The organism is Streptomyces clavuligerus (assembly GCF_005519465.1).
GTDB lineage: Bacteria > Actinomycetota > Actinomycetes > Streptomycetales > Streptomycetaceae > Streptomyces > Streptomyces clavuligerus.
Genome location: NZ_CP027858.1, coordinates 4,603,178 through 4,625,499, shown reverse-complemented (window position 1 = coordinate 4,625,499; position 22,322 = coordinate 4,603,178). Strand labels below are relative to the sequence as shown.

The window sequence follows — 22,322 nt, the reverse complement described above, 5'->3', positions numbered from 1 at the left end:
GAGAAGAGGGGGGAGCAGCGTCCGGCCGGACGCTGCTCCCCCCTCTCCGTGCCGAGGGCCGGGTACGGGCTCAGCCCTTGCGGCCGATCAGCTTCCAGGCCGTGGGCAGCGCGCCCATGGCCAGGGCGGCCTTGACGGCGTCACCGATGAGGAACGGGGTGAGCCCGGCGGCGACCGCCTGCGACAGGCTCATCCCGGTGGCGAGGGCGAGGTAGGGGACACCGACCGCGTAGATGACCGCCGAGCCCAGGACCATCGTGGCCGCCATGCGCGGGACGGAGCGGTCGGCGCCGCGGCGGGCGAGCGCGCCGACGACGGTCGAGGCGAGCAGCATGCCGAGGACATAGCCGAAGGACGGCATCCCCCAGCCGGAGGCGCCCTCGGCGAACCACGGCATTCCGGCCATGCCCGCGACCGCGTAGAGCCCGAGGGAGAGGAAGCCGAGCCGGGCGCCGAGCGCGGTGCCGACGAGAAGGGCGGCGAAGGTCTGCCCGGAGACGGGGACCGGGGAGCCGGGGACGGGCACGGAGAGCTGGGCGGCGATGCCGGTGAGGACCGCGCCCGACACGACGAGGGCGATGTCCCGGGTACGGGTGGCGGGGAGCAGGTCCGCGAGGACCGCGCCCGGGCGGGAGAGGACAGTGGCAGTGCTCATCGGGGCTCCGCGGCGGTGAGGGAGGGACGGTGGCAGGGGACGGATCGTCGGCCGGTGGGTGCCGGACGCGTCGGGAACACAGCGACCGTAGTCCAGGGGCGGGAAGCGCACCATTGGGCCGATGACAAAGCCGGGGAGGGGGAGTTCATGGAGATCACACAAAGAGAGCGGATCACTCACGGGGCAAAGTGATGTCTATCACTAGGTGACCTCCGAGGAGGGCTGTAGAGTTCTCACAAACTCGACATATGCGCAGGCCGCCTCCGCTCCGCACCGCCGTGTGTACTTTGCGTAAGGCTTGTGATCGTTCCATGGACATCCGTTGCCCTGTGATCTGCGCTCATGCTCAGTTGGAGCCACCGCTCACCCTCAGCCAGAAGAAACAGGGCACCCCTATGTCCAAGACTTCAGCGCCCCCGCCGGCCGGGTCCCCGTCCGACGGCGGCCCCGGCGCGCCGGGCCTCTCGCACGGCCTGAAACAGCGCCATCTGTCGATGATCGCCCTGGGCGGCGTCATCGGCGCCGGACTCTTCGTCGGGTCCGGCGCCGGTATCTCCCAGGCGGGTCCGTCGATCATCATCGCCTATACCCTCTCCGGGCTTCTGGTGATGCTGGTGATGCGCATGCTCGGCGAGATGTCGGCGGCGAACCCCGCGTCCGGCACGTTCTCCGTCCACGCGGAGCGGGCCATCGGCCCCTGGGCCGGATTCGCCACCGGGTGGATCTTCTGGTTCCTCCTCTGTGTCGTCGTCGGCCTGGAAGGCATCGGCGCGGCGAAGATCATGACCGGCTGGCTGCCGGGGACCCCCGAGTGGATGTGGGTCGCCGTCTTCGTCGCCGTCTTCACCACGGCCAATCTGGCGGCGGTGAAGAACTTCGGCGAGTTCGAGTTCTGGTTCGCCGCGCTCAAGATCGTCGCGATTGTGACCTTCCTGGGGATCGGTCTGCTCGCGATCACCGGCGCGCTGCCGGACACGGACGCGCCCGGCCTCTCGAACCTCACCGGCGCGGGCGGCTTCCTCCCCAACGGCACCGAGGGGCTGATCTTCGGTCTGCTGGCCTCCGTCTTCGCGTACGGCGGCCTGGAGACGGTGACGATCGCGGCGGCCGAGTCCGAGCATCCCGTCCAGGGGGTCGCACGTGCGGTGCGCACCGCGATGTGGCGGATCGCGATCTTCTACATCGGCTCGATGGCCGTCGTCGTCACGCTGGTGCCGTGGAACGACCCCCGGGTGGTCGAGAAGGGCCCGTATGTCGCGACGCTGGACCACCTCGGGGTCCCGGCGGCCGGACAGATCATGAACGCGGTCATCTTCATCGCGCTGCTGTCCGCGATGAACGCCAACATCTACGCCGCGTCCCGGATGTCCCGCTCGCTGGTCGCCCGCGGCCAGGGCCCCGCCTTCCTCGGCCGCACCCGCAACGGGGTGCCGTGGACGGCCGTCCTCGTCTCGTCCGGCTTCGGTTTCCTGTGCGTGCTGCTGAGCTACTGGCGGCCGGACGACGTCTTCATGTGGCTGCTCAACATGATCGGCGCGATCATCCTGGTCGTCTGGTTCTTCGTCGCCGTCTCCCAGCTCATCCTGCGCCGCCGCACCGAGCGCGAGGCGCCGGAGAAGCTGGTGGTGAAGATGTGGCTGTTCCCCGGTCTGACCTATGCGGCGCTGGCCGCGATGGTCACGGTCTTCGTCCTGATGGCCCGGGAGCCGGACACCCGTACCCAGCTCTACTACTCGGGCGCGCTGACCCTGACGCTCTGTCTGGTGGGCTGGGTCCGCCAGCGGGCGGCGGCCCGCCGCCCGGCCCTGGCGGAGGCGACCGACGCCTGAGCCCGCGCCCGCACCCGGCCGAACGGCTCCGTCCGCACCCCGCGGGCGGAGCCGTTCGCCGTCCCCGGGGGCGGCGGGCCGGGTCAGCCGTCCGTCCCGGCCGGGGGCTCGACCGGGACGTTCAACGCGAGCAGCGCGGCCCGGGGCGGTGCCGCTCCCCGGCCGGGGGCGAGCCGGAGTTCGGTCACGGCCGCGTTGCGCAGCGCCGGGAAGACGCGGCGGTACTCGCCGAGCGGGATGCCGAGCAGTGCGCACAGGACGAGCCGGAAGAGGGTGTTGTGGGCGACGACGAGCACCCGCCCGCCGTCGTGGGCGGCGGCGATACGGGCCAGGGCCGCGGCGCCCCGGGCGGCTGCGGCGCGGGGGTCCTCGGCGCCGGGGAAGGGGTGTGCAGCCGGGTCGCGGGTGAAGGCCGCCGCGGCCTCGGGGCACTCGGCGGCGAACTCGGCGAGGGTACGGCCCTCGACCGTGCCGAAGTCGCACTCGCGCAGGTCGTGTTCGCGGTGCGGGGTCAGCCCGAGGGCGGCGCAGACGGGGGCGGCGGTCTCGATGGCGCGCGGGACGGTGGAGGTCCAGACCGCGTCGGGCCGGTGCGGCTGCCACACGGCCCACCCGGCGAGCCGGCCGGCCTGGGCGCGGCCCTCCGGGGTGAGGGCGACATCGCTGATCCCGGCGTAGCGGTTCTCGGCGTGCCAGACGGTCTGGCCGTGCCGGGCCAGCAACAGGGTGGCGGTCATGACATCTCCGGTGAGAGCGGCGGACGGTGAGGGTGGCGGACGGCGGGCCCGGCCGGACGGTGCGGGGCGCGGTGGGAGGGGCGCCCGGGACGGACTTCCCCGCGCGGGCCCGGCGTCCACGGCCTGCCGGGCAGAGCACAAGCACGGGGCACGGGCAGGGGGCAGAGGGGACGGGGCGCGACGGGCCGGGCGTTCCCCCGCGGGCCCGGTGTCCACGGCCCGCCCCGGGCAGGGCGGGAAGGGCGGGACGGGACAGGTGACGGGACACCGGCAGGGCACGGCGGGGCGGGCGCGCACCCCGCGCGGGCCTGGCATCCCCTGGCCCGTACCGGGCGGAACGCGGCGGGCAGAGCGGCAAGGGGCGGGACACCGACGGGGCACGGCGGACCAGGCGCGCACCCCGCACGGGCCCCCGCGTGTACCGGGCAGGGCGTGAGGACGGGACACCGGCAGGGCACGGCAGGCGGAGAGCAAGCCGGGCGGGGCACGGTGGGCCGGGCACGTTCCCCGCACCGGCCCGGTGCCCACCGCCCGCCCCGGGCAGGGCACGAAGGGCGGGACGCGACAGGTGACGGGACACAGGCAGAGCACGGTAGGCCGGGCACGTTCCCCGCGCGAGCCCCCGCGCGTACCGCGCAGAGCACAAGCACCGGGCACGAGCAGGACACGGCGGGCAGCGAGCACAGCAGGCAGAAGGGACCGGGCACGGCAGACCGGGCACATTCCCCCGCAGGTCCGACGTCCCCCGGCCCGTACCGGGCAGGGCGCGAAAAGCGGGACGAGGCGCGGCAGGTCGAGCACGTCCCCCGCACCGGCCCGGCGTCCACGGCCCGTCCGGGCCGAGCACAAGGGGCGGGACACCAGCAGAGCACACCAGGCAGCTGAGGACGGGGCGTTCCCGCCCCCTGGGCAGAGCACAAGCACCGGGCACGAGCAGGGCGCAGCGGGCAACGAGCACAGCAGGCAGAAGGGACCGGGCACGGCGGACCGGCACGTTCCCCCGTGGGCTTCGGCCTCCCGCCCGGAGGGGGCCGACCGGGCGCCGTGCGGACGCTGTGGTGAGCGGGCCGCTCGCCCCGGCGCGGGCATGCGGCCGGGGCCGGGGCTCACCGCGGGGTGTCCGCGCGGGTGCGGGCGTGGGCGGCGAGGTCCGACGGGAGCCAGGCGCGGCGTTCCAACGCGTCGACCAGGGCGAGGTACGGCTCCGTGAAGCGGCCCCGGTGTTCCGGACGGACGGTCTCCCGGAGACGGGTCATCCGTCCCGCCGCCGCCGCCAGCGTGGGCGCGGCGCCCGCGCCCAGCGCCGCGAGCACGGCCATGCCGAGGGCGGACTCGCTGACCTCGGGGACCCGGACCGGACGGCCCAGGACCTCCGCCCTCAGCCGGTTCCAGTACCCGCTGCGGGCCGCTCCCCCGGTGACGGTGACCGGCCCGTCGACGGGGGCGCCGATGAGGTCGAGCCGGTCGTAGCAGAGCCGTTCCACGAAGGCCACGCCCTGGAGCAGGGCGGCCCAGTGGTCGGCGTCCGACGCGGGGGTGCCGAGGAGGAACCCGCTCGCCCCCGGCGCGGCGAAGGGGAAGCGCTCGCCCTGCCCGGTGAGCGGATAGGCCACCGCGCCCGCCGGTTCACAGGCGGCGGCGAGGGCGTCGAGCGCGGCCGGGTCGGCGCCGGGGAAGGCCGCCGTCAGAGCCCCGCCGCCGACGTTGGAGGCGCCGCCGGGGAGCCAGTGGCCGTCGGGCGAGAGATGGCTGTAGACCACCCCGGCCGGGTCGCGGAGCGGGGTCGCGGTGACGCCCTTGAGCACCAGGGTGGTCCCGAGGACGGAGTTCCACGAGCCGACGGTGAGCGCGCCCGAGGCGATCTGGGCCGCGCAGCCGTCGGTCATCCCGGCGACGACGACGGTCCCCGCGGGGATGCCCGTCTCGTCCGCGGCCGCGCGGTCCACCGCGCCGAGCGGGGTCCCCGGGGGCACCACCTCGGGCAGTCCGGGCACGTCCGGGCCGGTGAAGGCGCCGCGCTCGGGGTCCCAGCCGGTCTTCAGGGCGTGGCTGGAGTCCGTGGGGGGCAGCCGGCCCAACAGCCGGGCGGCGATCAGGTCCGCCTGGTGCAGGACGCGGCCGGGCCCGTACTCCCGCTGGAGCAGCAGGGCCCGCCCCGGGCCCCGGCCCGGGGCCCGGCCGTCGTCGTACATCACGGCGGGGGTGAGCGGGCGGCCCCGGTCGTCGCCGAGGAGCACGGTGCCGGAGGTGGAGCAGATCGCGAGGGCGCGGGGGCGGCCCCCGCCCGCGAGGGCGCCGCGGACGGCGGCCTTGACGGCCGTCCACCAGTCGGCGGGCGACTGTTCGTGGAGCGGTCCCTCGCGGCGGCCCGTCAGCGGGGCGGAGCCGCCGCCCCTGACGGTGCCGTCGTCGTCGGCGAGCAGGGCGCGCACGCTCTGGGTGCCCAGGTCGATCCCCAGCCACATGACGGTTGCCTCCCGGTGGTCCGGTGTCGTCTCGGACGTGACGTTCTCACGCGCCGGGGGGAGAAACCCCCTGCGCGGAGGATTGACGCTCCCCGGCCCCTGTCTCAAGCTCTGTTGCCATGCGCGGACCGCCGCCCGGCAGCAGGCGAACGCCGGGTATGTCCCCGTTCCGGGGCCCGGCGACGGCTACGATCCGCTGCGCTCCCCCTTTCCCGGGTGCCCCGAAGGGGCCCGTCCGCCGTGCGGCGCCCGCCGGTGTCCGCGCGGACCCGCGCACCAGCAGGAGCAGAAGGCCCCCACCGGCCCGGACCCCGGGCGTACGGGGGCACCCCCGCCGCCCGGGTCCGGGCGGGGACGACGACGACGCGGAGGTAACGCATGAAAGTCCTGGCCGCCGGTGACCATTTCGTCCGCAATTCCCTGATCTCCGCCGCCCTGCACCGGGCCCTGCCCGGCACCCCGCTGGAGCTGACCGAACTGACCCTGCCCTGGCCGCTGGAGCCGTTCGGTCCGGTGGCGGAGGTGACGGAGGCGAGCGACACCGAGGACGAGCTGATCAAGGCGTTGACGGGGGTGGAGGTGTGCGTCACCCAGATGGCCCCCTTCACCGAACGGGTCCTGGCCGCCTCCCCGGGGCTGCGGATGGTCGCGGTCTGCCGGGGCGGACCGGTCAACGTCAACGCGGCGGCGGCGCGCGCCCGGGGTGTGCGGGTGTGTTTCGCGCCGGGCCGGAACGCCGCGTCCACGGCCGAGTTCACGATCGGCCTGATCCTGTCGGCGCTGCGCCGTATCCCGCAGGCGCACGCCTCGCTGGCGTCGGACGGCGACTGGGACGGCTCGTACTACACCTATGAACACGCGGGTCTGGAGCTGGAGGACACCCCCGTCGGGCTGGTCGGCTACGGCGCGGTGGGCAGCCGGGTGGCCCGGGTGCTCAGCGCGTTCGGCGCGGAGGTGGAGGTGTACGACCCGTATGTGCGCGGCGATGTGCACGGGATGCGGGCGAAGTCGCTGGAGACGCTGCTCACCCGGTCCCGGGTGCTGACGCTGCACGCCCGGCTCACCCCGGAGAACACGGGGATGATCGGGGAACGCGAGCTGGCGCTGCTGCCGAAGGGCGCCGTGGTGGTGAACGCGGCGCGGGGCGGGCTGCTGGACACGGACGCGCTGTGCGACGCGCTGGACAGCGGGCATCTCGCGGCGGCGGCGCTCGACACCTACGCGGAGGAGCCCATTCCGGCGGATTCGCGGCTGCTGTCGACGCCCCGTCTGGTGCTCACCCCGCATATCGCGGGCGCCTCCCGGGCGGTGGCCCGCAAGGCCGCGGAGATCGCGGCGGCGGAGGTCGCCCGCTACGCCCGGAACGAGCCCCCGGCCCACGCCCTGCCCTGACCCGGCGCCCGCCCCCGGACCGGCCGGACGACGGCGGACCGGGGCCACCCGCACCACACGCACACACGCACGCACACGGACGGATCGATCCCGAGACGAGGAGTGCCGACAGTGACAGGGGCAGAGGCAGACACGAAGTCAGGGCCGGCGGCAGCGGCGGCCGGACGGAAGTACATCGGTATCGACGCCGGGACCTCGATGGTCAAGGCCGCGGTCTTCGACGCACGGGGACGGGCCCTGGCCACCGAGTCCCGGCCGGTCGCGCTCTCGCTCCAGGGCGGGCGGGCCGAGCAGGACATGGACGAGGTGTTCGGCGCGGTCACCGAGGTGCTGGCCGCGCTCGCGGCCGGGGTCCCGGGACCGTTCGAACTGATCGGGCTGACCGGCCAGGGGGACGGGGTCTGGCTGGTGGACGCCGAGGGCCGCCCGGTGCGGTCCGCGATCTCCTGGATGGACGGGCGGGCGAACGAACTCGTCGACGCCTGGCAGTCGTCGGGTGTGGTGGAGTCCGTCTTCCGGCGGACCGGGAGCGCCATGTTCCCCGGCTGCCCCGGGCCCGTGCTGGCCTGGCTCGACCGGCACGAGCCCGCCGCCCTGGACGCGGCCGAGGCGGCCGTCTACTGCAAGGACATGGTCTTCCAGCGGCTGACGGGCATCCGGGCGACCGATGTGTCGGACGCGTCGATGCCGTTCCTCGACCCCCGTTCCAGAACCTACGACGACGGGGTGGTCGAGGAGCTGGGGCTCGGCCACCGGCGCGGGCTGCTGCGCGGGATCAGCGACCCGATCGCCGTCGGCGAGCTGGGCCCGGACACCCCGCTCGCCGGGACGCGGATCTCCGGCGGCCCCTACGACCTCGCGGCCTGCGCGCTGGGCGCCGGGGTCACCGCCGAGGGCGACGGACTCCTGATCATCGGCACCTGTCTGGCCGCGCTGGTCTCCGTCCGCGCGGTGGACCTGGACGGGGAACCGGCCGGGCTGCACATCTCCACCGACCGGCCGGGGCACTGGCTGCGGGCCATGCCCGCGATGGTGGGCACCGCCGCCCTGGACTGGGTGCTGCGCACCACGGGCACACCGCTCGCGGAGGTCGACGGGCTGCTCGCGGCCACCCCGCCCGGCTCCCACGGGGTGCGGGTGCTGCCGTACTTCGCGTCCTCCGGGGAGCGGGCGCCCTTCGTCGAGCCCCGGCTGCGGGCCGAGCTGACGGGGGTCTCGCTGGAGACGACCCCCGCCGACCTGGTGCGCGCGACCTGCGAGGGGATCGGCTTCGCGGCCCGGCACTGCCTGGACGCGGCGGGGCTGACCGGGTCGCTGGCCATCTGCGGCGGCGGTACCCGCTCCGGCGCCTGGACCCGGCTGTTCGCGGATGTCCTGGGCCGGCCGCTGCGGATCACCGAGGGCGAGGTCGGGGCCCGGGGCGCGGTGCTGGCGGCGGCCGAGCGGTACGGGGTGGAGCTGGACACGGCCGCGTGGACCGAGCCCACGGCGGTCGTCGAACCCGATCCGGCGCGCGCGGAGTTCTACACGAAGGCGTACGCCGACCATCGGGAGCGGCTGGCGGCGGCCCGGGAACGGGCCCGCGCGAGCTGAGCCGCGCCACGGCACCGCGGCCCGCGCGAGCCGGGCCGCGGGACCGGGTCCGCCGCCCGGCCGCGGTGCGCGGTACGCGGGCACCTCCGCGGCCCCTCCGGGAAGGGGCAGCGGAGGTGTCTCTCCGTCCGGGACGGATTCCGAGGGCAGGGCAGGCTCCGGGAACGGACACCGGGGACAGATCCCGGGAACGGGCTCCGAGCGGGCTCCGGGCCGGTTCAGGACAGGGCTCAGGACAGGGCTTTGGACCGGCCGGGACCGGACCCGCGACCTAGGACCAATGCCTGATCACCCACCGCCCCCACCTGCTGCTAACGTGCACTTGCGAAGGATTCGCAATAAGCAGTCGGAGGGACCGGACCCATGGCCATCTACACGCTTCCTGATCTGCCGTACGACTACACCGCGCTCGAACCGGTCATCGACCCGCAGATCGTCGAGCTGCACCACGACAAGCACCACGCCGCCTATGTCAAGGGTGCCAACGACACCCTTGAGCAGCTCGCGGAGGCGCGGGACAAGGACCAGTGGGGGGCCATCAACGGCCTGGAGAAGAACCTCGCGTTCCACCTCTCCGGCCACATCCTCCACAGCATCTACTGGCACAACATGACCGGCGACGGCGGCGGGGAGCCGCTGGACAAGGACGGCGTGGGCGAGCTGGCGGACGCCATCGCCGAGTCGTTCGGCTCGTTCGCCAAGTTCCGGACGCAGCTCTCCAAGGCGTCCGCCACCACCCAGGGCTCCGGCTGGGGCGTTCTCGCCTATGAGCCGGTCAGCGGGCGGCTGATCGTCGAGCAGGTCTACGACCACCAGGGCAACGTCGGCCAGGGCTCCGTGCCGATCCTGGTCTTCGACGCCTGGGAGCACGCCTTCTACCTCCAGTACAAGAACCAGAAGGTGGACTTCATCGAGGCCATGTGGAAGGTCGTCAACTGGCAGGACGTGGCCAATCGCTACGCCCAGGCCAAGGAGCGCACCCCGCTCATCGCCCCGTGACGCGCCCCGCGCCGACCGCACCGTGACCGACGGGCCGCGCGCGCCGATGGCGTGCGGCCCCCCACGGTCGTCCGACTCGTGATCGTCTTCTCACCTTTCACGTGCGGACGGATGAAAGAAGGACCCCCGCGAGGACATGACTCGCGGGGGTCCTTCCCTGTTCGGGGACGTTCGGAGGCGTTCGGAGGCGTTCGGGGGCGTTCGGGGGCGCTTTCCCCCGGGCGTCAGGACGGCAGGTTCGAGAAGTCGGGGCCCGCGGTGCGGGTGCGCTTGATCTCGTAGAAGCCGGGGATCGAGGCCACCAGCAGGGTGCCGTCCCACAGCTTCGCCGCCGCCTCGCCCTGCGGGGCGGGGGTGACGACCGGCCCGAAGAACGCGATCTGCTCGCCGTCCGGGCCGGGGACCGCGATCACCGGAGTGCCGACCTCCTGGCCGACCTTGTCGATGCCCTCCTGGTGGGAGGCGCGCAGCTCGGTGTCGTAGGTGTCCCGGTCGGCGTGGTCGATCAGCTCGGCCGGGAGCCCGGCGTCCGCCAGCGCCCCCGCCAGCGCCTCGCGGGTGTTGCCCTCGCCCCGGTTGTGGAAGCGGGTGCCGAGCGCGGTGTAGAGGCGGCCCAGCGCCTCGCCGCCGTGCTCCTGCTCGGCGGCGATCGCGACCCGGACCGGCCCCCAGGCGCCCTTGAGCAGCTCCCGGTACTCCTCGGGCAGCTCGTCCAGCCGCTCCTCGTTCAGTACGGCGAGGCTCATCACATGCCAGCGGACCTCGATGTCGCGGACCTTCTCGACCTCCAGCACCCAGCGGGAGGTCATCCAGGCCCAGGGGCACAGCGGGTCGAACCAGAAGTCGACGGGGGTCTTGCCGTTCTCGGACATTTCGCTCCTCATCGCGGTCCTCCGGCCCCGACCGGGCCCGGCGGTTCTTCACCCGACGACAACGATGGCGTCACCCGGCCGATTCCCGGATACCGGCGCACGGGCGCACATGGGAGTATCGGGGCGTTTGTCGCTTCTGCTGAGGCGGTGCCGTTTCCGCGCTGCTGCACACGATATGAAGGAGTGCCCGTGTCCGGTGAGAATCTGACCCGCGACGAAGCCCGACTGCGGGCGGAGCTGCTGTCCGTCGACGGATACGAGGTCGCGCTCGACCTGCGCTCGGCCGTCGGGGACGACCCGGCCGGGGACGGCGACGGACCCCGCACCTTCCGTTCGCTCACCACGATCCGCTTCCGCTGCGCGCGGCCGGGCGCCTCGTCCTTCGCGGATCTGCTCGCCCCCTCGGTGACGGCCGTGACGCTGAACGGGGAGTCCCTGGACCCGGCGCGGGTCTTCGACGGCTCCCGGATCGCGCTGGAGGGCCTGGCCGCCGAGAATGTGCTGGTCGTGGACGCGCAGTGCGCCTACAGCCGGACGGGCGAGGGACTGCACCGCTTCGTCGACCCCGAGGACGGCGAGGTCTACCTCTACACCCACTACGAGCCCGCCGACGCCCGCCGGGTCTTCGCCGACTTCGAGCAGCCCGATCTGAAGGCGCCCTACCGTTTCACGGTGACCGCCCCGGAGGGCTGGCAGGTCTGGAGCAACAGCGCGGGCGAGCGGGGCGCGGACGGGGTCTGGGACTTCGCCGAGACGCTGCCGATCTCCACGTACATCACCGCCGTCGTGGCCGGTCCGTACCACCATGAGACGGATGTCTACCGGCGGACCGCCGAGGACGGCACGGTACGGGAGATCCCGCTCGGCGCGATGTGCCGCAAGAGCCTGGCCCGGCACTTCGACGCCGACGACATCTTCCTCGTCACCAAGCAGGGACTGGACTTCTTCCACGACCGCTTCGACTTCCCCTACCCGTTCGGCAAGTACGACCAGGCGTTCGTCCCCGAGTACAACATCGGCGCGATGGAGAACCCGGGGTGTGTCACCTTCAACGAGGACTTCGTCTTCCGGGGCAAGGTCACCCAGGCGTCCTACGAGCGCCGCGCCAATGTGATCCTGCACGAGATGGCGCACATGTGGTTCGGCGACCTGGTCACCATGGTGTGGTGGGACGACCTCTGGCTGAAGGAGTCCTTCGCCGACTTCATGGGCTCGTACGCGATGGTCGGCGCGACCCGCTTCGACAACGGCTGGATCACCTTCGCCAACAACCGCAAGGCGTGGGCGTACCGGGCCGACCAGCTCCCGTCCACCCACCCGGTCACGGCGGACATCCGGGACCTGGAGGACGCGAAGCTCAACTTCGACGGGATCACCTACGCCAAGGGCGCCAGCGTGCTCAAGCAGCTCGTCGCCTACGCCGGTGAGGACGCCTTCCTCGAAGGCGCGCGGCGCTACTTCAAGCGGCACGCGTACGGGAACACCCGCCTCGGCGATCTGCTGTCGGTCCTGGAGGAGACCTCGGGCCGGGACATGACCGCCTGGGCCCGCTCCTGGCTCCAGACCGCCGGGGTCAACACCCTCACCCCCGAGCTGCGCGGCGACGAGCGGGGCAGGATCACCGAGCTGGCGGTGGTCCAGGGCGGCGAGGAGCTGCGCCCGCACCGGGTCGCGGTCGGGCTCTACCGCCACGAGGGCGAGGCGCTGGTGCGCTACGCGCGGGCCGAGGTCGACATCACCGGCGGGCGGACCGTCATCGGCGAGCTGGCGGGGGCCGACCTGCCCGCGCTGGTGCTCGTGAACGACGAGGACCTGACCTACTGCAAGATCCGCTTCGACGCGGGCTCGCTGGCCACCCTGCGGACCGCGCTCGGCGACCTCCGCGATCCGCTGGCGCGGGCGCTGGCCTGGTCGGCGCTGTGGAACCTGACCCGGGACGCACTGCTCCCGGCGCGGGACTTCATCGATCTGGTGCTGCGCTTCGCGGGCCGCGAGACCGATATCGGTGTGCTCCAGACGCTGCACGCCTGGGCCGATTCCGCGCTCGTCCACTACGTGGCGCCCGAGTGGCGCGAGGAGGGCGGGCGGCTGCTCGCCGAGGGGGCGCTCGCCGAGCTGCGGGCGGCCGAGCCGGGCAGCCAGCACCAGCTCACCTGGGCGCGCTTCCTCGCCGCGCGGGCCTCGTCGGCGGCGGATCTGCGCCTCCTGGAGGGGCTGCTCGACGGCTCCGAGAAGATCGACGGCCTGGACGTGGACCAGGAGCTGCGCTGGGCGCTGCTGCTGCCGCTGGTGGCGCGGGGGGCCGCCGGTGAGGACGCCGTCGCGGCGGAGCTGGCGCGCGACGACACCGCGTCCGGCAAGCGCCATCAGACGCGGCTGCTGGCGGCCCGGCCGTCGGCGGCGGTGAAGGACCAGGCGTGGGCGGCGGTCGTGGAGTCGGACGCGCTCTCCAACGCGCTGGTGGGGGCGGTGATCTCCGGCTTCGCCCAGCCGGGGCAGCGGGAGCTGCTGGCGCCGTACACCGAGAAGTACTTCGCCGCCGTCGAGCGGGTGTGGGAGGAGCGCTCCATCCAGATCGGGATGGACGTGGTGGAGGGGCTCTTCCCCGTCTTCCAGGGGGAGTCCGCGCTGGCGGCCGCGGACGGCTGGCTGGCGGCGCACGAGAACGCCGCGCCCGCGCTGCGGCGGATCGTCCTGGAGCGCCGGGACGACCTCGCGCGGGCGCTGCGGGGCCGCCGGCGGGACGCGGAGGCGGCGGCCGGGGCAGCGGGGGCGGCAGCGGCTGAGGCAGCGGGGGCGGCCGTCGACGGCTGACGCCCCGGCCGGGCACCGGCACATTTCCTTCACGGGCACGCACCGCGCCATGCGCAGTGCGTGCCCGTGGCTGTTTTCCGCCCCTGAAAGTCCAGGATATGGACAGCGCTGTGCGCTGGGGCTGCTGCTCTTCAAGGGAAGCGGCGTGCCTAAAAGCCTGTTTTGTGGCCGGTGTTGCACTCCCTATCTCCCTTTATGTTCTCGATGGCACATCGTCCACGCTGGCGGATCTCTGCCATGGGCACATCAGCTCTTCGCTGGCTCTCCACAAACCCCTGTCCGATACGTAAGGCTGAGCGGTCATCCGGCACCGAATTCCGGACTGACACGCATCAACAGACGCGTCAACAGGGGACCCGTCTCCTTCACACCCAGGGATGCTGATGACCCTCGATTCCCCGCGCTCCATATCGGGGCGTTCCACGGCCGGCCGCGGGCGCGCCGCCCGTGTCGCGGCGGCTGCCTCGTTGGTGACCGCGCTGGTGGCCGGCGCCGCCGTACCGGCGTTCGCCTCGGGTACGGGTGAGGACCCGTGGCTCGACGCCGGTACCAAGGTGGCGCAGACCTCCGAGAAGCTCGGCGAGGCCGACGAGCAGTTGCTCGCCGAGGCCGAGGCCGCGGGCGAGAAGACCGTCACGGTCATGATCGCCACCAAGCCCGGTGAGACCGAGCAGGTCGCCCGGCAGCTCGACGCCGTCGAGGGCGCCTTCGTGGGCAAGGTCTACGACCGCCTCGGCTATGTCCGGGCCACGATCCCCACGAAGCGGGCCGAGGCCACCCTGCTGGCCGCGACCAAGCTCAGCACCGTGCAGGGGATCGACCTCAAGCACGAGATCGAGCGCGAGGACCCGACCCCGGGCGGCGACCGCTCGAAGGCGGCCCGCACCGCGGGCAAGCAGGCCGCGGCCTACCCGGCCCCCGGCAAGGACACCCCGGCGCGGAACCCCTACAACCCGTCCTTCGAGACGGGCGCGGTGGACTTCGTCAAGAAGAACCCCAAGGCCGACGGCCGGGGCATCACCATCGGCATCCTGGACTCGGGTGTGGACGTCGCCCACCCGGCGCTCCAGAAGACCACCACCGGCGAGCGCAAGATCGTCGACTCGGTCACCGCGACCGACCCGGTCGCCGACCGCGACCGCACCTGGCTGAGGATGGACCGCGCGGTCACCGGCCCGTCGTTCACCTTCAACGGGCGCGCCTACACCGCTCCCGCGGGCAACCACCGGGTGGCCCTCTTCGAGGAGAGCGCCACCGTCGGCGGCGACATGGCGGGCGACCTCAACCGCGACGGCGACCGCACCGACTCCTGGGCCGTGCTGTACGACGCCGAGACCCGGACCGCGCGCGTCGACCTCGGCAACAACGCCGACTTCCGCGACGACACCGTGATGAAGCCGTTCCGCAACGGCCACCAGATCGGCTACTTCGGCAAGGACGACCCGGCGACCCCGATCGCCGAGCGGATCCCCTTTGTCCTTGAGGTCCGCGAGGACGTCGTCGTGGACGACAAGGGCACCAAGGTCGACTACGTCAACATCGGTGTGATCGAGGGCTCCCACGGCTCCCATGTCGCGGGTATCGCCGCCGCCAACAGCCTCTTCGGCGGCGCGATGAACGGTGCCGCCCCCGGCGCCAAGATCGTCTCCTCGCGCGCCTGCACCTGGACCGGCGGCTGCACCAACATCGCCCTCACCGAGGGCGTGGCCGACCTGGTCATCGACCGCGGTGTGGACATCGTCAACATCTCCATCGGCGGTCTGCCGGCGCTGAACGACGGCAACAACGCCCGTGCGGCGATGTACAACCGGCTCATCGACCTCTACGGCGTCCAGCTGGTGATCTCGGCGGGCAACGAGGGCCCCGGTGTCAACACCATCGGCGACCCGTCCGTGGCCGACCGGGTCATCTCGGTCGGCGCGTCGATCACCAAGGAGACCTGGGCCTCCAACTACGGCTCCGTCGTGACGAAGAAGAACGCGATGATGCCGTTCTCCTCCCGGGGCCCGCGTGAGGACGGCGGCTTCACGCCGACCATCACCGCCCCCGGCGCCGCGATCAACACCACGCAGACCTGGCAGAAGGGCTCCCCGGTCGCCGAGGCGGGCTACCAGCTGCCGCCCGGCTACACGATGATGCAGGGCACCTCGATGTCCTCGCCGCAGGCGGCGGGCGCGAGCGCGCTGCTGCTGTCGGCGGCCAAGCAGCGCGGGATCGAGCTGACCCCGGCGAAGCTGCGCACGGCGCTGACCTCGACGGCCGACCGGATTCCCGGCGCCAAGGCCCATGAGCAGGGCTCCGGCCTGATCGACGTCGTCGGTGCCTGGGACGCGATCCGGAACGGCGCCAAGGCCCACGAGTACGGCGTCAAGGCCCCGGTCGACACCGCGATCGACCAGGCGCTGAAGACCCCCGGCTTCGGCACCGGCCTGTACGACCGCGAGGGCGGTCTCCAGGCGGGCAAGGCCAAGACGTACGACGTCACCATCACCCGCACCACCGGCCCCAAGGGTGCGCTGGCGCACACGCTGAGCTGGAAGTACAACGACGGCACCTTCCGGCTGCTCGGCGGTGACCTGGTGCGGCTGCCGCTGAACCAGCCGGTGACCGTCACCGTGCAGGCCCGGCCGAAGACCGCCGGTGTCCTCAGCGCGATCCTCCAGGTCGACGACCCGCGCACCGAGGGTGTCGACAAGCAGATCCTGTCGACCGTGGTGGTCTCCGCCCCGCTGGACGCCTCGACGAACCACGCCTTCTCGGCGCGGAACACGGTCCAGCGCAACAGCCACCAGTCCTACTTCGTCACCGTGCCGCAGGGCGCGAAGACGCTGGAGGTCGCGCTCGGCGGGCTGGACCAGGGCAGCCAGACGCGGTTCATCTCCATCCACCCGTACGGGGTGCAGATGGAGGACAGCGCCACGATCTTCTGCTACCCGAACTACACCAACCCGGCCAACACCTGCCGCCCGGACCTGCGCTCGTACGAGAACCCGGCGCCGGGCGTCTGGGAGATCGAGATCGAGTCGCGCCGTACCTCGCCGCTGCTCGACAACCCCTACGCGCTGGACGTCAACGTGCTCGGGGCCGAGTTCGACCCGGCCGTCCGTACGGTCCCCGAGGCCAAGGCGGGCACCCCGACCCCGGTCCAGTGGACCGTGAACAACAAGGGCGCCGCCGTCGACGGCAAGCTGGTGGGCGGCCCGCTGGGCTCCGCCCGGGTGGAGCGTCCCACGTTCACGAAGGGGCAGAGCACCCCGGTGGACCCGGCGCTGCTGGAGCGGAAGGTCGTCATCGGTGAGGGCGTCGAGCGGCTGGACGTCGCCGTCGGCAACACCTCCGACCCGAACGCCGACCTCGACCTGTATGTGTACCGGCAGGACGGCAGCCTCGCGGCCTCCTCGGCGGACGGCGACTCGGAGGAGTCCGTCAGCCTGACGAAGCCCGCGCCGGGCGAGTACAAGATCCAGGTCGCCCCGTACGCCGTGGCGGCCGGCACCACCTCGTTCGACTACCGCGATGTCTTCTACGCGCCCTCGCTGGGCCGGGTGACGGTCGGCGCCGATGCGTCGGTCAAGCTGGGTGCCGGTGAGTCCACGCAGGTCAGCGCGGAGATCGTGGCGGCCGGCACGGTCACCGAAGGCCGTCAGCTCTTCGGTGAGGCCCGGCTGGAGAACGCGCGCGGCACGGTCGCGGGCGCGGGTCGCGCGGTGATCGAGAAGGTCGTCCCGTAACGGACCGCGGGAACGGGACCGTGTGAACGGGCCCGCGTGAACAGGACCGCGCGAGCTGATCGCGTGAGCTATCGAAGGGGGCGTCCGCCGACCAGGCGGGCGCCCCCTTCCATTGGCTCCGGGCGCTCCTGCCCCGTCCCTTCGCCGCCTTCTCCGCATGGTCCAGGTCACACATTCCGCCCCTTGGACAATGGACTGGACAACCTGGCCGGGGACATACGCATGATGGGGCGGCACCCAGGCCAGTAAAATCAGTACAGACAGGCACAAAGGAGATGTCCGTGAGGGTCGGAATCGTCGGAGCGACCGGTCAGGTCGGCACAGTCATGCGCAAGATCCTCGCCGAGCGGAAATTCCCGGCCGATGAGCTGCGACTGTTCGCGTCGGCACGGTCCGCCGGGTCCACCGTCGTGTGGGAGGGCCGGGAGATCACCGTCGAGGACGCCGCCACGGCCGACTGGTCCGGACTGGACATCGTGCTGTTCTCGGCGGGCGGCGCGACCTCCCGCGCGCTGGCCGAGAAGGTCGCGGGGCAGGGCGCGGTCGTGATCGACAACTCCTCCGCCTGGCGGATGGACCCCGAGGTCCCGCTCGTCGTCTCCGAGGTCAACCCGCACGCGGTCAAGGACCGCCCCAAGGGGATCATCGCCAACCCGAACTGCACCACCATGGCCGCCATGCCGGTGCTGAAGCCGCTGGACCGGGAGGCCGGGCTCACCGCGCTGGTCGCCACCACCTACCAGGCCGTCTCCGGCTCGGGTCTGGCCGGTGTCGCCGAGCTGGACGGCCAGGTCAAGAAGACCGTCGAGGAGGCCGCCGCGCTCACCCACGACGGCTCGGCCGTGGCCTTCCCCGAGCCCTCCGTCTACGCGCGCACCATCGCGTTCAACGTGCTGCCGCTCGCGGGCAATCTGCTGGACGACGGCTCGTTCGAGACCGACGAGGAGCGCAAGCTCCGCAACGAGTCCCGCAAGATCCTGGAGCTGCCGGAGCTGAAGGTCTCCGGCACCTGTGTCCGCGTCCCGGTCTTCACCGGCCACTCCCTCCAGATCAACGCCCGCTTCGAGCGTCCGCTGAGCGTGGAGCGCGCCCATGAGCTGCTGGCCGGGGCGCCGGGCGTCGAGCTGTCCGACATCCCGACCCCGCTCCAGGCGGCGGGCCAGGACGCCTCGTACGTGGGCCGGATCCGGGCGGACGAGACCGTCGAGCACGGGCTCGCGCTCTTCATCTCCAACGACAACCTGCGCAAGGGCGCCGCGCTGAACGCGGTGCAGATCGCCGAGCTGGTGGCCGAGGAGCTGGCGGGCTGACGTCCCCGCCGCACGCGCACACAGGCCCCCGGGCGCCCTCCACGGGCACCCGGGGGCCTCGCGCGTCCGGGACATCCGGGACGTCCGGGGGTCCGCCCCGGCAGGCTTCACGGCCCCAGAGCCCCAGGGCTTCGGGGCTTCACGGCCTCAGGGCTTCGGGGCTTCGGGGCTTCAGGGGCGGCGCACCTCGAAGAGGAAGCAGCCGTACTCGACGGCCCGCAGATGCACCAGGGCCACCCCCGGATCGGCGAACGCCTCGTCCAGGGCGCGGTCCACGGCGGGCGCCGGGTCCTCGGGGAACTCCAGCAGCCGTCCGCCGGTGATCCGCCCGTCGGCGCCGTAGCGGCGCAGGGTGCGCAGGACCCCCGGGCGGACGAAGGGATACCCGCCCCCGGCGCCACCGGACTCCGGTGCGGCGGGGCCGCCGCACTCCCGGCCGTGGATGAAGACCGGCCCCTGTTCGTCGTAGGCCCCGGGCCGGACCCCGCGCTCCGCCGCCCAGCGCCGCAGCGGCGCGTAGGAGACCAGGGCGATCGACTCCCCCGCCCGGGCGGCCCGCAGACAGCAGCGCAGCGGAGCGCCGTCCTCGGTCACGGTGTACGGCCGGGCCGGGCGTCCGGCGTCGTCCGCGGTGCGGAGTGCGGCGAGGGTCTGCGGAGCGATGGGGCGGGCCGCTCGGCGCGGCGGGGTGAGGATCATGGGGCCAGCGTGCCGCGCGGGCCCGGCGGACGTCCGGCGGCTTTCGGACCTCGCGCTGCCGGGGCCGCGCCGGGCCCGGTACGGGGGCGGAGCCACCGGCACCGCCGGGCGCCACCGGCCGTTACCGCCGCGCGCCCCGGCGCCCTGGCGTGGAAGGATGGCGGCAAACCTCACGAAAACACGTCATGAACGAGGAGATGACCGCGTGCCTGGCACGAATCTGACCCGCGAAGAGGCCCAGGAGCGGGCACGGCTGCTCACCGTCCACGCGTACGAGATCGACCTCGATCTGAGCGGTGCGCAAGAGGGCGGTCTGTACCGTTCGGTGACCACCGTGCGCTTCGACTGCGCCGAGCCGAACGCGGAGTCGTTCCTCGACCTGGTCGCCCCGGCGGTGCACGAGGTCGTCCTGAACGGCAAGAGCATCGACGTCGCCGCCTACTTCCGCGACTCCCGGATCACCCTCCCCCATCTGCACCAGGGGCCGAACGAGGTGACGGTGGTCGCGGACTGCTCGTACACCAATACGGGTGAGGGCCTGCACCGCTTCGTCGATCCGGTGGACGACCAGGCGTATCTGTACACGCAGTTCGAGGTGCCGGACGCGCGCCGGGTGTTCGCCAACTTCGAGCAGCCGGACATGAAGGCGACCTTCCGGTTCACCGTGAAGGCGCCCGAGGGCTGGACGGTGATCTCGAACTCGCCGACGCCCGAGCCGCAGGACAACGTGTGGCGCTTCGAGGCCACGCCGCGCATCTCGACCTACATCACGGCCCTGATCGCCGGTCCGTACCACTCCGTGCACAGCTCCTACGAGCGGGAGGGGCAGTCGGTCCCGCTGGGCATCTACTGCCGTCCCTCGCTCGCCGAGCACCTGGACTCGGACGCGATCTTCGAGGTCACCCGGCAGGGCTTCGACTGGTTCCAGGAGAAGTTCGACTACGCGTACCCGTTCGCCAAGTACGACCAGCTCTTCGTGCCGGAGTTCAACGCGGGCGCGATGGAGAACGCGGGCGCGGTGACCATCCGTGACCAGTATGTCTTCCGCTCCAAGGTGACGGACGCCGCGTACGAGGTGCGCGCCGAGACCATCCTGCACGAGCTGGCCCACATGTGGTTCGGCGACCTGGTCACCATGGAGTGGTGGAACGACCTCTGGCTGAACGAGTCGTTCGCCACCTTCACCTCCATCGCCTGCCAGGCGTCCGCGCCCGGCTCCCGCTGGCCGCACGCGTGGACCACGTTCGCGAACTCCATGAAGACCTGGGCGTACCGGCAGGACCAGCTCCCGTCCACGCACCCGATCATGGCGGAGATCCGGGACATCGACGATGTGATCGTCAACTTCGACGGCATCACCTACGCCAAGGGCGCGTCCGTCCTCAAGCAGCTCGTGGCGTATGTGGGCGAGGACGCCTTCTTCCAGGGCGTGCGGGCGTACTTCAAGGAGCACGCCTTCGGGAACACCGTGCTCTCGGATCTGCTCGGCGCGCTGGAGACCACCTCAGGACGGGATCTGAAGACCTGGTCCGGGAAGTGGCTGGAGACGGCGGGCATCAATGTGCTGCGCCCGGAGATCGAGGTCTCGCCGGAGGGCGTCATCACCTCCTTCGCGGTGCGCCAGGAGGCCCCGGCGCTGCCGCCGGGGGCCAAGGGCGAGGCCACGCTGCGTCCGCACCGGATCGCGATCGGCTTCTACGACGCGGACGCCGCGGGGAAGCTGGTGCGGACCGAGCGCTTCGAGCTGGACGTGGACGGCGAGCTGACCGAGGTGCCCGTCCCGGCGGGCACCCGCCGTCCCGCCGTGGTCCTGCTCAACGACGACGATCTGTCGTACGCCAAGGTGCGCCTGGACGAGGAGTCGCTGAAGGTCGTCACCGAGCGCCTCGGCGACTTCGCGGACTCGCTGCCGCGCGCCCTGTGCTGGGCCTCCGCCTGGGACATGACGCGGGACGGCGAGCTGGCCGCCCGGGACTATCTGGAGCTGGTGCTCTCGGGCATCGGCAAGGAGTCGGACATCGGTGTGGTGCAGTCGCTGCACCGCCAGGTGAAGCTGGCGATCGACCAGTACGCGGCGCCCGAGTGGCGGGAGCTGGGGCTGACCCGCTGGACCGACGCCACGCTGGAGCGGCTGCGGGCGGCCGAGCCGGGCAGCGACCACCAGCTGGCGTGGGCGCGGGCCTTCGCGGCGACCGCGCGTACCCCGCTCCAGCTCGATCTGCTCCGGGCGCTGCTGGACGGCACCGAGACGATCGAGGGCCTGGCCGTCGACGCGGAGCTGCGCTGGACGTTCGTGGAGCGGCTGGCGGCGACCGGGGTCGTCGGCGAGGACGGGATCGCGGCGGAGTACGAGCGGGACCGCACGGCCGCCGGTGAGCGCCACGCGGAGACCGCGCGGGCGGCCCGGCCGGACGCCGGGGCCAAGGCGGCGGCGTGGACGGCGGTCGTGGAGAGCTCGGACCTGCCCAACGCCAAGCAGGAGGCCGTGATCGCGGGCTTCGTCCAGACGGACCAGCGCGAGCTGCTGGCCCCGTACGCGGAGAAGTACTTCGCGGTGGTCCAGGAGGTGTGGGCCGCGCGCAGCCCGGAGATGGCGCAGCAGATCGCGATCGGTCTCTACCCTTCGCTCCAGGTCTCGCGGGCCACGCTGGACGCGACGGACGCCTGGCTGGAGTCGGCGCGGCCGGTCCCGGCGCTGCGGCGGCTGGTGCTGGAGTCGCGTTCGGGTGTCGAGCGCGCCCTGAAGGCGCAGGCGGTGGACGCGGCGGCGCACTGACGCCCCACCGTCCGTCCTCCCCCGGTCGCCGACGGCGGCCGGGGGGTGCACGCGGGCCCGGTGCCGACAGCGGTCGGCGCCGGGCCCGCATGCGTCCGGGCCCCGGCACCGTTCTGTGGGGCGCGCGCCGCATCCGCCCGGGCCCGCGTGCCCCCCGTCCGACCCTCGGCACCGTCCGCCCCGGCCCCCGGCGCCGTTCGGTGGGGGCCACGCCGCATCCGCCCGGCCCCGGCGCCATCCGTCCGGGCCCGCGCCCGTCCGGGCCCTGGCACCGTCCGCCCCGGCCGCCGGGGCCCGCGAGCCGGGACCCGGCGGCCCCTCAGCCGCCCGCGCCGGTCAGCCACCCGCGGTCGGCACCGCCCCGGCCCGTTCCCCGGGGAGCCCCGGGTGCCCTCTCCAGGGGCCCGGGAGGCCGCCCGGCGCGGCCCCGGCACAGCCCCCGGCGCGGCC

13 protein-coding genes are annotated in these 22,322 nt (G+C 73.0%); 8 read left to right on the top strand and 5 right to left on the bottom strand.

The genetic code is table 11. The features are described from left to right. Positions 1-70: 70 nt before the first annotated feature. Positions 71-655: a biotin transporter BioY gene (locus CRV15_RS19445; RefSeq protein WP_009996218.1), complete on the bottom strand. Its 585-nt coding sequence runs from the start codon at positions 653-655 to the stop codon at positions 71-73. Positions 656-1,050: 395 nt separating this feature from the next. Here CRV15_RS19445 and CRV15_RS19440 point away from each other — a divergent pair, with 395 nt between their 5' ends. Further along, complete coding sequence (locus CRV15_RS19440; protein WP_009996219.1) at positions 1,051-2,484, top strand: amino acid permease; 1,434 nt, start codon at positions 1,051-1,053, stop codon at positions 2,482-2,484. Between the two features lie 83 nt (positions 2,485-2,567). On the opposite strand, the gene CRV15_RS19435 is transcribed toward CRV15_RS19440, so the two are convergent. Further along, positions 2,568-3,221: a histidine phosphatase family protein gene (locus tag CRV15_RS19435; RefSeq protein ID WP_003960480.1), complete on the bottom strand. Its 654-nt coding sequence runs from the start codon at positions 3,219-3,221 to the stop codon at positions 2,568-2,570. A 1,106-nt stretch (positions 3,222-4,327) separates the two neighbouring features. Beyond that, a complete protein-coding gene (locus tag CRV15_RS19430; protein WP_009996220.1) occupies positions 4,328-5,686 on the bottom strand; it encodes an FGGY-family carbohydrate kinase in 1,359 nt (452 codons plus the stop codon). 378 nt (positions 5,687-6,064) lie between these two features. Between CRV15_RS19430 and CRV15_RS19425 the strand changes: the two genes are divergently transcribed. The 3 genes from CRV15_RS19425 to CRV15_RS19415 all read left to right on the top strand — a co-directional run bounded on the left by CRV15_RS19425 (position 6,065) and on the right by CRV15_RS19415 (position 9,670). Then, entirely contained in the window at positions 6,065-7,078 is a 1,014-nt protein-coding gene (locus CRV15_RS19425; protein ID WP_003958624.1) for an NAD(P)-dependent oxidoreductase, read from the top strand. A 111-nt stretch (positions 7,079-7,189) separates the two neighbouring features. After that, entirely contained in the window at positions 7,190-8,671 is a 1,482-nt protein-coding gene (locus CRV15_RS19420; RefSeq protein WP_009996221.1) for an FGGY-family carbohydrate kinase, read from the top strand. Between the two features lie 363 nt (positions 8,672-9,034). Further along, positions 9,035-9,670: a superoxide dismutase gene (locus tag CRV15_RS19415; protein ID WP_003958628.1), complete on the top strand. Its 636-nt coding sequence runs from the start codon at positions 9,035-9,037 to the stop codon at positions 9,668-9,670. Between the two features lie 224 nt (positions 9,671-9,894). Here the strand turns inward: CRV15_RS19415 and CRV15_RS19410 are convergent, their stop codons facing one another. Continuing rightward, positions 9,895-10,542, bottom strand: coding sequence for a mycothiol-dependent nitroreductase Rv2466c family protein (locus CRV15_RS19410; RefSeq protein WP_003958630.1), 648 nt, complete (start codon positions 10,540-10,542; stop codon positions 9,895-9,897). A gap of 189 nt (positions 10,543-10,731) precedes the next feature. On the opposite strand from CRV15_RS19410, the gene pepN (CRV15_RS19405) reads away from it, so the two are divergent. The 3 genes from pepN (CRV15_RS19405) (at position 10,732) to CRV15_RS19390 (ending at position 18,397) form a co-directional block, all read left to right on the top strand. After that, a complete protein-coding gene (pepN, locus tag CRV15_RS19405) occupies positions 10,732-13,356 on the top strand; it encodes an aminopeptidase N (RefSeq protein ID WP_009996222.1) in 2,625 nt (874 codons plus the stop codon). A gap of 377 nt (positions 13,357-13,733) precedes the next feature. After that, positions 13,734-17,087, top strand: a complete 3,354-nt coding sequence (locus CRV15_RS19395) for a S8 family serine peptidase (RefSeq protein WP_003960484.1) — start codon at positions 13,734-13,736, stop codon at positions 17,085-17,087. A 281-nt stretch (positions 17,088-17,368) separates the two neighbouring features. Beyond that, positions 17,369-18,397: an aspartate-semialdehyde dehydrogenase gene (locus CRV15_RS19390; RefSeq protein WP_003958634.1), complete on the top strand. Its 1,029-nt coding sequence runs from the start codon at positions 17,369-17,371 to the stop codon at positions 18,395-18,397. A 171-nt stretch (positions 18,398-18,568) separates the two neighbouring features. Here CRV15_RS19390 and CRV15_RS19385 read toward each other — a convergent pair whose 3' ends face one another. Then, positions 18,569-19,096 (bottom strand): DUF1203 domain-containing protein, encoded by a 528-nt coding sequence (locus CRV15_RS19385; protein ID WP_009996223.1) that lies wholly within the window; start codon positions 19,094-19,096, stop codon positions 18,569-18,571. 205 nt (positions 19,097-19,301) lie between these two features. Here CRV15_RS19385 and pepN (CRV15_RS19380) point away from each other — a divergent pair, with 205 nt between their 5' ends. Beyond that, the gene (gene pepN, locus CRV15_RS19380) at positions 19,302-21,872 is read left to right on the top strand and encodes an aminopeptidase N (protein WP_009996224.1); all 2,571 of its coding nucleotides are present in this window, start codon (positions 19,302-19,304) and stop codon (positions 21,870-21,872) included. The last annotated feature ends 450 nt before the right edge of the window (positions 21,873-22,322 follow it).

Excerpts from the sequence above, each read along its gene's own strand:
- CRV15_RS19445 (WP_009996218.1), bottom strand. The coding sequence starts at position 655 with ATGAGCACTGCCACTGTCCTCTCCCGCCCGGGCGCGGTCCTCGCGGAC.
- CRV15_RS19440 (WP_009996219.1), top strand. The coding sequence starts at position 1,051 with ATGTCCAAGACTTCAGCGCCCCCGCCGGCCGGGTCCCCGTCCGACGGC.
- CRV15_RS19435 (WP_003960480.1), bottom strand. The coding sequence starts at position 3,221 with ATGACCGCCACCCTGTTGCTGGCCCGGCACGGCCAGACCGTCTGGCAC.
- CRV15_RS19430 (WP_009996220.1), bottom strand. The coding sequence starts at position 5,686 with ATGTGGCTGGGGATCGACCTGGGCACCCAGAGCGTGCGCGCCCTGCTC.
- CRV15_RS19425 (WP_003958624.1), top strand. The coding sequence starts at position 6,065 with ATGAAAGTCCTGGCCGCCGGTGACCATTTCGTCCGCAATTCCCTGATC.
- CRV15_RS19415 (WP_003958628.1), top strand. The coding sequence starts at position 9,035 with ATGGCCATCTACACGCTTCCTGATCTGCCGTACGACTACACCGCGCTC.
- CRV15_RS19410 (WP_003958630.1), bottom strand. The coding sequence starts at position 10,542 with ATGTCCGAGAACGGCAAGACCCCCGTCGACTTCTGGTTCGACCCGCTG.
- CRV15_RS19395 (WP_003960484.1), top strand. The coding sequence starts at position 13,734 with ATGCTGATGACCCTCGATTCCCCGCGCTCCATATCGGGGCGTTCCACG.
- CRV15_RS19385 (WP_009996223.1), bottom strand. The coding sequence starts at position 19,096 with ATGATCCTCACCCCGCCGCGCCGAGCGGCCCGCCCCATCGCTCCGCAG.